7 protein-coding genes are annotated in these 10,443 nt (G+C 70.9%); 1 reads left to right on the forward strand and 6 read right to left on the reverse strand.

Features of this window, described 5'->3' with window-relative positions:
* Nucleotides 1–28 precede the first annotated feature (28 nt).
* The 6 genes from tssB to LDO26_RS12795 all read right to left on the reverse strand — a co-directional run bounded on the left by tssB (nucleotide 29) and on the right by LDO26_RS12795 (nucleotide 9,422).
* Nucleotides 29–544: a type VI secretion system contractile sheath small subunit gene (tssB, locus tag LDO26_RS12770; RefSeq protein WP_232131477.1), complete on the reverse strand. Its 516-nt coding sequence runs from the start codon at nucleotides 542–544 to the stop codon at nucleotides 29–31.
* Nucleotides 545–676: 132 nt separating this feature from the next.
* Nucleotides 677–1,768, reverse strand: coding sequence for a type VI secretion system protein TssA (gene tssA / locus LDO26_RS12775; protein ID WP_232131478.1), 1,092 nt, complete (start codon nucleotides 1,766–1,768; stop codon nucleotides 677–679).
* A complete protein-coding gene (locus LDO26_RS12780) occupies nucleotides 1,758–5,378 on the reverse strand; it encodes a type VI secretion system protein (protein WP_232131479.1) in 3,621 nt (1,206 codons plus the stop codon). The genes tssA and LDO26_RS12780 overlap by 11 nt, the downstream gene beginning before the upstream one ends.
* Nucleotides 5,375–6,727 (reverse strand): DotU family type IV/VI secretion system protein, encoded by a 1,353-nt coding sequence (locus LDO26_RS12785; protein ID WP_232131480.1) that lies wholly within the window; start codon nucleotides 6,725–6,727, stop codon nucleotides 5,375–5,377. Before LDO26_RS12785 ends, LDO26_RS12780 begins: the two co-directional genes overlap by 4 nt.
* A gap of 129 nt (nucleotides 6,728–6,856) precedes the next feature.
* Nucleotides 6,857–8,281, reverse strand: coding sequence for a type VI secretion system baseplate subunit TssK (gene tssK / locus LDO26_RS12790; RefSeq protein WP_232131481.1), 1,425 nt, complete (start codon nucleotides 8,279–8,281; stop codon nucleotides 6,857–6,859).
* Nucleotides 8,282–8,390: 109 nt separating this feature from the next.
* On the reverse strand, nucleotides 8,391–9,422 hold the full coding sequence (locus LDO26_RS12795) for a TraB/GumN family protein (protein WP_232131482.1): 1,032 nt from the start codon (nucleotides 9,420–9,422) through the stop codon (nucleotides 8,391–8,393).
* A gap of 226 nt (nucleotides 9,423–9,648) precedes the next feature.
* Between LDO26_RS12795 and LDO26_RS12800 the strand changes: the two genes are divergently transcribed.
* Nucleotides 9,649–10,305: a LuxR C-terminal-related transcriptional regulator gene (locus LDO26_RS12800; RefSeq protein ID WP_232131483.1), complete on the forward strand. Its 657-nt coding sequence runs from the start codon at nucleotides 9,649–9,651 to the stop codon at nucleotides 10,303–10,305.
* The last annotated feature ends 138 nt before the right edge of the window (nucleotides 10,306–10,443 follow it).

The raw sequence follows: 10,443 nt of genomic DNA on the forward strand, positions 1-10,443 counted from the left end.
GATGCGTTCGAGAAGGTGCCGGTGCCGGTCACGCGTCGTCCTCCGACGACGGCAGCTCCTTGCTGAGCCGGGTGATCTGGTCGGTGTTCTTCAGCACGTCGCTGAGCAGTTCCTCGAACTTGTCGTTGCCGGCCATCTTGTTGCGCAGGTCCGCCAGGCGCTGGCGCGCCTCGAGCAGCTTGCGCAGGGGATCGATCTGGTTGACCACCCGCTCGGGGCTGAAGTCCTCCAGGCTGTTGAACGTCAGTTCCACGCCGATCTTCGAGCCGTCGCCCTTGAGCCGGTTCTCGGCCTGGGTCTGGACCCGCGGCTTCATGCCCTTGAGCACGTCGTCGAAGTTGTCCTTGTCGATGTTGACGAACTTGCGTTCCTTCATCTTCGCCAGCGGCTCGGCGGGCTGTCCGGAGAAGTCGCCGACGACGCCGGCGACGAACGGCAGTTCCTTCTTCTCGATCGCGTCGCCGACCTCGACGTCATAGGTCAGCTGGACGCGCGGCGCCCGCACGCGGTCGAGCTTGTGCTGGGTGCTTTCTTTCTTGGCCATGCGTGTTTCTCCTGGTGATGGCCCGCCGCGAACCTCAAGCCGTGAAACGAGTCTAGGCGGCGGTCGGGGGGTTAAAAATCCGACGGACGGCCGATCGAAGGCCTATGCCGTTTGGTGTTGGAACGCTGGAAATCAGTCCGGCAGGCCAATGCGGCTGCGGATCCGCGACAGGGCGGCATCGTCGCCGAGCACCTCGCCCAGCCACTGGTCGAGCGGGGTGTCGGCCCACGCGACCGCGCGGTCGAGCAGGAACGACACCGGGCTGTGCGGTTCGACCCGGCGGAACCACGCGGCGATCTCGACCAGCGAGCGCACTACTGCGGCTTTCGATGCGACGCCGCCGGTCGACAGGTTCAGCGCGCCGCCGACGGGGGCGGGTGCCGCGGGCGCCGGCAACGTGCCGTCGGCGGCGGCCGCCTCGTCATCGGCGCCGGTCCCGGCCCCGGCAGCGGCGCTGTCGGCGATCAGGCCTTTCGCCCTGGCGGCGCGGGTGACGATCTGCTGCAGGCGCTTGAGCTGGTCCTCGAGCTTCGCCAGGCTGGGGCCGGCATTACCGAGTTTCGCGTCGCTGACCGCCTTGAAGCGGCCAAACGCCTCGAGCGCCAGCGCGATCCGTTCGTGCCAGGCCAGCAGGACACCGTCGGGATTGGCGTCGATCGCCTTGTCGAACATCTCGCCGCTGGGCTTGCCTTCGCCGAGCGCCTGCTCGTGGGCGTTGGCGTCCTGGCGCGCGAGGTTGTCGACGTCGCGCGAGACCTGCCAGTCGGCCAGCGTGTAGCCACCCTCGCCTTCGCCCAGCTTCAGGCCCAGCAGCGCCAGCGTGCCGTAGTCGCGGAACCAGGCGATCTTGGCGGCGCGCTCGTCGAGGTCGCCGTCGTCGACCAGCGGGTACAGGCCGTCCCAGTACTGCTCCTGCAGCGCGGCCAGCAGCTCGAACGCGGCGATCGCACCGTCGAGGTGGTGCTGGGCGATCAGCGCCTCGCCCAGCCACGCGGCCGCCTGCAGGTCCTTGCTCTGTTCGCCGAGCATGCGCCCGGCCAGGGTGATGACCTCGCGCCAGTTGGCGACCTTGAGCTCGTGTTCCCAGTCGCCCTGCGACAGGTTGGGGTCGTCGGCGCGGCGCGCCTCGCGGATGCGGTCGAAGGTGTCGCTGAAACTGACGTCGTCGCCGCATGGCGCGTCGTCGCGGATCGGCTTCAGCCACTCGCTGATGTCAATGTGCATCGGGAATCTCCTGGGACAGCGCGGTCGGGCCCTGGTCGACGATCGACGCCGGCACGCTTGCCGGACGGTCGCGTGCCGAGAGGTAGCGGTTGAGTTCGTCGGTCGGTTCGACCTGCAGCAGCACGCGCACGCCGCTGAAGCCGGCCTCGCGCAGGCGCGGCACCAGCTCGCTCCACTGCGCGGGGGTGTAGGCGTCGCGGAACGCGACGGCCGGGTAGTCCTGCACGCCGTCGGAGAAATCCTCGACCAGCTCGCGGAACCCCTCGGGGCCGGAATAGATCCGGGTCAGCTGCAGCGCCGGCTCGGCGGCCGCGGCTGGCGGTGCAGCAAGCGGATCGCCGGTCGGCGCGCCGCCGTCCATCATCGAATCCAGCGCGTCGGGCGGCTGCAGCGCGATGCGGATGCGCGCCTCGACGCACGACTGCGGCGACCAGAACACCGAGGCCTTGGCCTCGGCCAGCGACGGCGCGTTCGACACCGCGCGGTACAGCCGTTCCTTGCAGTCGATCTCCAGCACGGTGCCTTCCGGCGCCTCGCGCAACGCGCCGGCCTGGCTGGGCCCGGCGAAGACGAAGTTGCCGGCCATGAACGGCTTGTCCTCGCCCAGCAGCGGCATGAACTGGCGCTTGCCGCTGACCACGTCCTGGAAGCCGCTCGACAACGGCAGCGCGATGCCGCCGACCTCGACCGGGGTGCGCTCGCGCTCGGTGATGAACGGCGCCAGCCAGTCGTTGACGAACGCGTCCAGCTTGCCCTGCGCACCGTATAGCGCATCGACCTGTTCGTGCGCCGGCAACGCCGCCATCGGCTGCACGACGCTGTCGTTCCAGCGGGTCTGCACGTACTGCGCGGCGCGCTGCACGGTCAGCAGCAGCAGCAACCGGGCGGGCCCCTGCACGACCGACCACGCGGCCATGTCCGCGCCGCTGAACTCGGTGGCCGCCTGCTCGTCGGGTTTTTCCAGCGACTGCAGCAGCTCGGCATAGTCGGCGCCCGGCCCGTCGGCCGGCCGGCCGCGCGCCTGGTAGAAGGCCGCGGCGATCCGGTACATCTCCTGCCCGGCACCATCGGCCTCCAGCTGCAGGTAGGCCTTGGCGTACAGCGGCTGCTGCCGGGCCAGCACGTCGCGCAGGCTCTGCTGCATCGCCGGCAGCCACGGCGGCGGCTCGACCACCGGGCCGCCGCCGAACCAACCCTTGACGGTCTGTCCGAGGAACCCGCCGATCGGCCGCCAGCCGCGCAGCCAGTCGGATCTGGCCGCGGCCCACGCGTTCGCCCAGCGACCACCGGCGCCGAGTTTCAGCGGCAGTCCGAACAGGTGGTGCTGGGCACTGTCAAAAAAAAAGCGGTACGGGTTGTCGGCGCCGCCCGCGCGCACGGCGAGTTCGTCGTAGTGCCCGCGCCACAGCTGCGCGCCCTCCAGGAAGCGGGCCTGGAACGCGCCCCAGGCGGCGAAGTAGGCGCCGAAGTAGTCCGCGCGGAATGCGTCGGTCGCCGCGGCGCGCGCCGGCAGGCGGTCGGCGACCGTTGCCAGCCACGGCGCCACCACGCCGTCCCAGGTCTCGCGGGTGTAGGCGGCGGGGATCTCCGGCAGCGACCCGGCCTCGACGCCGACCACGCGGTCGGCGGGCAGCCAGTAGTCGGCAAGGCGCACCGGGTCGCGTCGGGCGGCGGCCCACTGTTCCAGGTCGGCGGGGCGCGGCTGGTAGCGCGCGGCGATCTTCTCGAACTCGCCGAGCAGGCGCTGCTGCTCGTCGTTGAGCATGCCGCGGTGCTGCCAGCGCAGATAGCCCAGGTAGGTGTCGAACAGGGCGGCGGCGCGCTCGCGGTTGACAGCAATGTCGCCGTCGCCGGACTGGAACGGCGCGAACAGCCGCGACTGCGCATCGAACACGACGTTGCCGGCCGCTTCCTGCTCGCACTCCGCGCGCTGGCGACGGCAGCGATCGAGCAGCCGCAGCCGCTGCGCGACCGCGAGCGCGTGGTCGAGCCCGACCTCGCCACGGGCCAGGTCGGCGCCGAGCATCTGGTCGTACGGCGCCAGGATCAGCCGCGAGAAATCCTCGACCACGCGCGCCTTCAACGCGTCGATGTCGCGGTCGCTGCGGCGGATGCCGAATCCCAGCGAGGTGCCGGCGGCAGCCGCCTCGAGCTGCTGGATCGTGCGGCCGCAGGCGGCGACCCAGGCGATGCGGCCGCCGGCGCCGCTGCCCTGGGTCTCCTGGCAGGCGGCGCGGGTCTGCGCCAGCAGCTGGGTGTCCTCCTGCCACGCGGTGAACAGGCCGTAGCTCAGGTACGCCGACAGCCCCAGCATCGCCGCGACGCCCAGGCCCGCGCCGGTCATGCGGCCGGCGCTGCCCTTGAGGCTGGGCGTGGCCAGCGGCTGGTCGCTGGGCAGGAAGCGGGTGAACAGGTCGGCGACGAACGCGCCGCCTGCATGCCCCGCGCCGCCGCCGCCGGCGAAGTACAGGCCGCGCCAGCGCGGCGTGCGCTGGAAGGGATTGTCGGCGAGCAGCTGGTCGACGAAGATCCGCAGCCCGTCGGCCATGCGCGGGAACGCCTGCACGAACTCGAACACGCCGCGCCGCTTGTCGGGCGTCGACTGGCTGCGCAGCGCGGTCTCGCGCAGCGCGTGCAGGCGCTCGACGACCGGGCCGAGGATGTCGTCGAGCCGGCCCGACGTCGCCGCGCTGACGACCTCGCTGTCCGCCAGCCGGAACCCGAGCGCCTGCTCGAAGGCCTCGGCCGGCAACGCGGCGCGGAAGTCGGCGTAGCCGTGCAGCTGGTCGAGGCCGGTGACGACGAAGTAGACCGGTGGCCGGATCTGCAGGTGTTCCATCGCCTCGTCGACCAGGCGCCGCAGGCGGATCCCCGCCGCCTTGACCTGGTCCGCGCTGCCGAGCAGGGTCTGCGCCGACACGCAGACCACGATGCCGTTGAGCGCCAGCTTGTCGCGTTCGCTGCGCAGCAGCTGCAGCGCCTGGTACCACAGCCCGCGATCGAGGCGCGCGCCGGGCTCGCAGACCACGCGCGCGTGCATCTGGATCGCGATCATCGAGCGGAAGAACCACCAGCGCCACAGCGGGTCGGGATCGGCGCCGGCCTGGGTCGGCGGCGGGAACGGCGAGACCCGCGACGCCGACGCCAGCAGCGCCGTGGTGTCGGCGTCGGCATCGCCGAGGAACAGCAGCCACGGCACCCGGTACAGCGGGTCGCGGCCCTTGTCGATGTCGGGCGAGCGCCGGATCGTGCCCTTGGCCTCGGCGATCGCCGCGCGCATCCGCGCCAGCGGTTCGCGTTCGTCGTCCGGATTGCCGGGGCCGAGGTCGCCGATGCGCTTGTTGCTGAAGCCGCGGCGCGAATAGCGCTTGGCGCCGACCAGGAACCACCACAGCACCGCGAAGCCGATCAGGCACAGCCCGGCCAGCTGCCAGAAGCGTCCCGGCACCAGCGGCAGCAGGCCGATCAGCACCCACACCAGCAGCAGCGCCAGCACCAGCGCGACGGCGACCGCGAGCACGTTGCGCAGCAGCGGTTTCTGCAGCCGCGCGATCCACGACAGCCCGGGAACGCGCGCGTACAGGCCGCTGAATCGTGCGAGCAGGCTCATGGCACACCTCCGGCGTTGCGGTCCGGCTCGGTCTGCATGATCAGGAAGTTCGCCGCCTGACCGGCGTCGTCGCCGGCGGCCAGCGCGCCGCGCAGCCGCGCCAGGTATTCGCGCGCGTCGTCCTCGACCAGCGGCCGCGGCTGGTCGAACAGCGGGACCGGCGAGGCGATCACGGTGATCAGCTCCTGGCCGAACGGCGGACCGATGGTCCAGGTCTGCTGCGCGGCGCCGACGTCGAAGCGTTCGCCCGGCTGCAGCAGACGCGTGCTGTCGGGCTCGCCGTCGGCCGGGAACAGGTGCGCGACCTGGCCTTCGACGGTGTAGTAGTCGACGTACAGGTAGCCGCTCTGGTTGGCGTTGGTCAGGTTGACGATGACGCGCTCGTTCTCGACGAAGCGGTCGGAATGGCCGGTGGTCGGCGTGACCTCGAGTCCCATGCGCTGCGCCAGATTGCGTTCGCGGTAGGGCTTGAGCAGCGCGATGACCTCGCAGTGCGGCCAGATGCGCACGCGCACGTCGAACGCCGCCGACTTCACCCCGGCGGTCGCGGCGATGTCGCGGCGCAGCCGTTCGACGTCGTCGGGCGTCGCCGCGTAGCCGCTGACGGCGACCGCGTTGTCGGGATCGACGGTGGCGACGAGGTCGGCGCAGTGGTAGGTCGCGAGCTGGCGGTCGACCAGCTGCTGCACGCTGGGCCCGCGGTCGGTCTCCGGGGTCAGGAAGAACCACGCCAGGTACGCGAGCGGGATCAGCAGCGCGACCGCCAGGCCCGCCTTCAGCAGCAGCCGGTCCCATTGCCGCGGATAGCGCGGCCCGGACGGATCCTTGCCCGCGTACGGCTGCGGGGTGATCTTCTCCTCGCGCAGCACGTGCGTGGGCGCCGGCTCGACCGGCAGCTGGCGCGCGTGCAGCTCCTTGAGCTTGCCCAGCTCGCCGGTGTCGCCGGTCTCGTAGTAGTACTGGCCGACGAAGCCGGCCAGCAGCGCGTGGTAGTAGACCTCGCGCACCTCGTCCTCGCCGGCCTTGAGGTTGCCGAGGTTGTAGAAGAACTCGTTGCCCGCGTTGTTGGTGTTGAACAGCGCCACCTGCAGCGGCGTGGAGCCGCCCCAGAACGCCGGATTGCGGGCGACCACCTCGTCGAGCCAGGCGACCAGCGCGAACGTCGCCGACTCGACATGCTCGGGCCGGTGGCCGGCCGCCAGCGCGGCGTTGCGCGCACGATCGATCAGCGTCTTCGCCGCGCCGTGCACGTCGGCAACGCTGCGCTCGACCCGGCCCTGCGCGATCTGCTCGTCGAGTTCGAGCCCGAACGAGAACAGCGGGACGAAATGGTCGAACAGGCGGCTCATCGTCCGGTCCCCAGAGGTTGAGAGTCGATCGACGCCGTCGCCGGACGGTCGCCGGGCGTCCGTGGCAAGGCGCGCCGCCACGGGCGTTCGGCGGCGGTCGCAGCAGGCGGGCGAGTGACGCTCACCGCCTCACTCCTCTGCCCCGACCGGGTAGAGCCTGATGACGGTCTCGTCGGACGGCAGGTCGCTGAACACCGCGATGTTGCGGTTGTTGCGGATCATTCCCCAGAACGGGTGATGGGTATCGACGAGGAAATAGGTCGTGTTGGGCGTCTTCTGCGGCAGCTCCTCGGGCGGCACCGGCAGCAGGTCGATCTTCAGCCCGAACAGCGCCGCCTGCAGCAGCCGCGGCATCTCCTCGACCGGGGCGATCTTGCCGGTGCGCGAGAGCCGCTGGAACAGTTCCTGACCGCCGACGTCGGACTCGAACGCGAGGTAGAACCGGGTCTTGTCGGACTCGAACAGCTTCGGCGGCAACGCGGCCTTGTAGAACTGGCCGTCGTAGGTCAGCGCGATGCCGACCTCGGCACCCACCGTCAGCGCCTTGATCAGCGTCTCGGCGCGCTCGAAGCCGCGGCGGAAGCACAGCCGCAGGTTCTCGTGGTCGTAGTCGGGCAGTTCGGTCCGCGCCGGATCGCCGCGCAGCCCGCCGAAGTAACTGATGTCCTCGGAGAACGCGGAGAACTCGGCGACCAGTTCGCGCAGCTGCTGGTACAGCGGGTACGGCGAGACGATGCCCAGCCGCGCATGCTCCTGGAACGCGCAGATGTAGCGCGCGAAGCTCTGCATCATCACCAGGCGCATGACCTCCTGGGCGCTGGTCGACGCGGCGCGGATGCCGCGCTGGCGCTTGGCGGCGGCGAAGTCCTGGCCGCGCGAGACCAGCAGGTCGCGCAGCGCGCGGGTCCAGCGCGCGAGGTTGTCCGACGCCGACAGCGCGACGACCGGCGGCACGTAGTCGCCGGCCAGCTTGTAGCGGCCCGGCGCGGTGGCGACGATCTCGGCGAACTTGTAGGCCTCGCAGCTCTGCAGCAAGGCCTCGGCGCCATCGTCGAGACTGGTGACGATCTGCAGCTGGTAGCCGAGGAAATCGACGTCCGCAGCGGCCGACGCGGGGTCGAACGGATCGGCGACCTCGCTGGCGTCGAGCCAGTGCCGCGGCGACAGGCGGCCGTTGCCGCGCGCATGCGTATCGAGCGTGCGGTCGCGCTGCATCACCAGGTACAGCGACACCGGATCCTTGGTCGTGACCTGCAGCTCGGCCAGATTCCGCGCCGGCACCCGCGCGTTGCCGCGCGCATGGCTGTAGGAGGTGCCGCCGCTGATGCGCTCGCCGTCGCGGGTGTACAGGGTGAAGCGGTCGAGATCGACGACGCCGCTGCCGAGCGCGTCCTCGCGCAGCTGCAGGACCTCGTAGCCCCAGTAGAACGGCACCGCCTGCGCGTGCAGGCTGAGGCTGTAGCCGCGCTGCCAGGCGTCCTGGCATTGCAGGTGCTGCGCGGACAGGAAACTGCCCTGCCCCCAGAACACCTGTCTCAGTCCCTTCGTCGTCATGCTGTCTCCATTGCCGGGATGGCGCCGTCGCCGCCGGCGTGCGGCAACCGCCCGTGCGGAGAATCCGCCGGCGGCGTGCGTGTGCGGCCCGCGCGGGCGTCGTCGCGGTTCACCACGGTTCCACGCTGACGTCGAAGCCGCTGCGGCTGAGCTGCACCAGCAGGCCCTGCTCCCCGGTCAGGTGGATCGCGCCGACGGCGACGAACGCGCCGCCTGCGCGCAGCAGGTCCTGCAGCACCGGCAGCCAGCGCGCATTGCGCACACTGATCAGACAACGTTGCGCCTCCGCCTCGGCGGCCAGCGCGGCGCCGGTCAGGCCGTGCCTGCCGTCGATGTCGTCGAGCCACGCGGCCAGGTCGCGCTCGCGGTAGTAGCCGACGGTGCGCTCGGCATCGAGGTCGAACGACCAGCCGCCGAGCAGGCGCTGCTGCAGCACGCGCGCGTACTCGTGCGCAGGCACGCAGTCGAGCGCGGCCAGCTGGTCGGGCAGGTTTTCCAGATGCGTCTTGCGCAGGCCGCCCGCGGTCGCCCAATCCTGCAGCAGCGCGTCGATGCTCTTCTCGTCGCTGTCGAACGGAAACTCCAGCAGGCTCATCGCAACCCACGGCTTGAGCCGGTCGAGCGCCGCGGGGTCGCGATCGGGCAGCAGCCGCTGCAGCTCGGCGAACGCGTCCTCGCCGATCATCCGCTGCAGCCGCTGGCCCTCGGGCAGGCGCCGGTAGCTCTCGTATTCCGGTTGCCAGTCGGCGCCCAGGTCGACCTCGTTGACCAGCACCGTGGTCTGCGCGAGGTGGTGCCTGAGCGCCGGCAGCGACAGCAGCAGCGCATCCGGCGTGCCGTAGTGGATCGTCGCGAAGATGTAGCTGGGTTCGGCGGTCGCCGCGACAGTGGTCGACGGTAGGTCCGCTTCGACGTCCCCGGCTTCGACATCTGCCGCTTCGAGATCTACCGCCGCGGCCCCGCCATCGGCATCCACGGCCGGCGCCGGCGTCTGCACGGGCAATGCGACGACGCGGAACAGCACCCCGCGCGTGCGCCAGTCGAATGTTCCCGCCTGCGCCGCGCCGCCCGCCGCGACGGCCGCCAGCAGCAGCACCCACAACAGCATGCGGCGCGCGGCGCGGCGTCCACGCCACGGCATGCCATTCCTCCGGTTCCGCACCGCCAGTGCGCGTGTCGCCACGGCATGCCCCTTGCTGGTCGCCAACATCGGGATGTTCGGCGCCACGCCGGCCGGCGGCCATACACCGTAGGGACTATGCCGTTCGTGCAGGTGCGCGCCTTGCGTGCGCGTCGGTGCTGCGTCTATCGTGCCGCTGGTCGCGTTGCCGCCCGCGTTGCGCACCGGCCCGCCGGGAGAACGCTGGATGAAGATACTGATCGCGGACGACCATCACCTGATCCTCGAAGGGGTCAAGGGCAAGCTCGCCGAACTCGGCGACGACGCGACGTTCGAGACCGCGATGACCATCGACGAGCTGCATGCGCTGCTCGCCCGCGATGCCGCGTTCGACCTGCTGCTGATGGACCTGTCGATGCCGGGCGCGAACGGCCTGGAGCACGTGGTCGAGGTGCGCGAACGCCATCCCGGACTGCCGGTGGTGGTGCTGTCCGGCGCCGAGGACGGCCGGCAGATGAAGGCGCTGCTCGACATCGGCGTGCGCGGCTACATCCCCAAGGCGTATTCGCCGGACATCATGCTGTCGGCGGTGCGGCTGGTGCTGTCGGGCGGGGTCTACATCCCGCCGATGCTGTTCAATCCCGACGCCCCGCCGGCGCCCGGGCCGGCGATCGGCGAAGCGCACGCGGACGCGTCGCTGAGCGGCCTGCGCTCGCTGCTGACCGAGCGTCAGCTCGACGTGCTGCGGCTGCTGGCGATGGGCAAGCCCAACAAGAGCATCGCGCGCGACCTCAACATCAGCGAAGGTACGGTCAAGATCCACCTCGCGGCGATCTTCCGCGCACTGAACGTGCGCAACCGGGTCGAGGCCGTGGTCGCCTCGCGCCAGCTCGCCGGGCTCTGAACGCAGCCCGCTCCGCGCACGCGACAGTCTTTGGCTGCCGGCGCGGCTTGCCGGGCGCCCTTCACATCGGTTTGCGGGTCAACAGAGGTAGGGCGGGTCTCGACCCGCCATCGTGTCGACTGGCGTGGCGGGTCGAGA

The organism is Proluteimonas luteida (genome assembly GCF_021191695.1).
In the GTDB taxonomy this organism is placed as follows: domain Bacteria; phylum Pseudomonadota; class Gammaproteobacteria; order Xanthomonadales; family Xanthomonadaceae; genus Luteimonas; species Luteimonas luteida.

Bases quoted from the DNA above. Each gene is read 5' to 3' on its own strand.
- tssB (WP_232131477.1), bottom strand. From the start codon at position 544: ATGGCCAAGAAAGAAAGCACCCAGCACAAGCTCGACCGCGTGCGGGCG.
- LDO26_RS12780 (WP_232131479.1), bottom strand. From the start codon at position 5,378: ATGAGCCTGCTCGCACGATTCAGCGGCCTGTACGCGCGCGTTCCCGGG.
- LDO26_RS12795 (WP_232131482.1), bottom strand. From the start codon at position 9,422: ATGCCGTGGCGTGGACGCCGCGCCGCGCGCCGCATGCTGTTGTGGGTG.
- LDO26_RS12785 (WP_232131480.1), bottom strand. From the start codon at position 6,727: ATGAGCCGCCTGTTCGACCATTTCGTCCCGCTGTTCTCGTTCGGGCTC.
- tssK (WP_232131481.1), bottom strand. From the start codon at position 8,281: ATGACGACGAAGGGACTGAGACAGGTGTTCTGGGGGCAGGGCAGTTTC.
- LDO26_RS12800 (WP_232131483.1), top strand. From the start codon at position 9,649: ATGAAGATACTGATCGCGGACGACCATCACCTGATCCTCGAAGGGGTC.
- tssA (WP_232131478.1), bottom strand. From the start codon at position 1,768: ATGCACATTGACATCAGCGAGTGGCTGAAGCCGATCCGCGACGACGCG.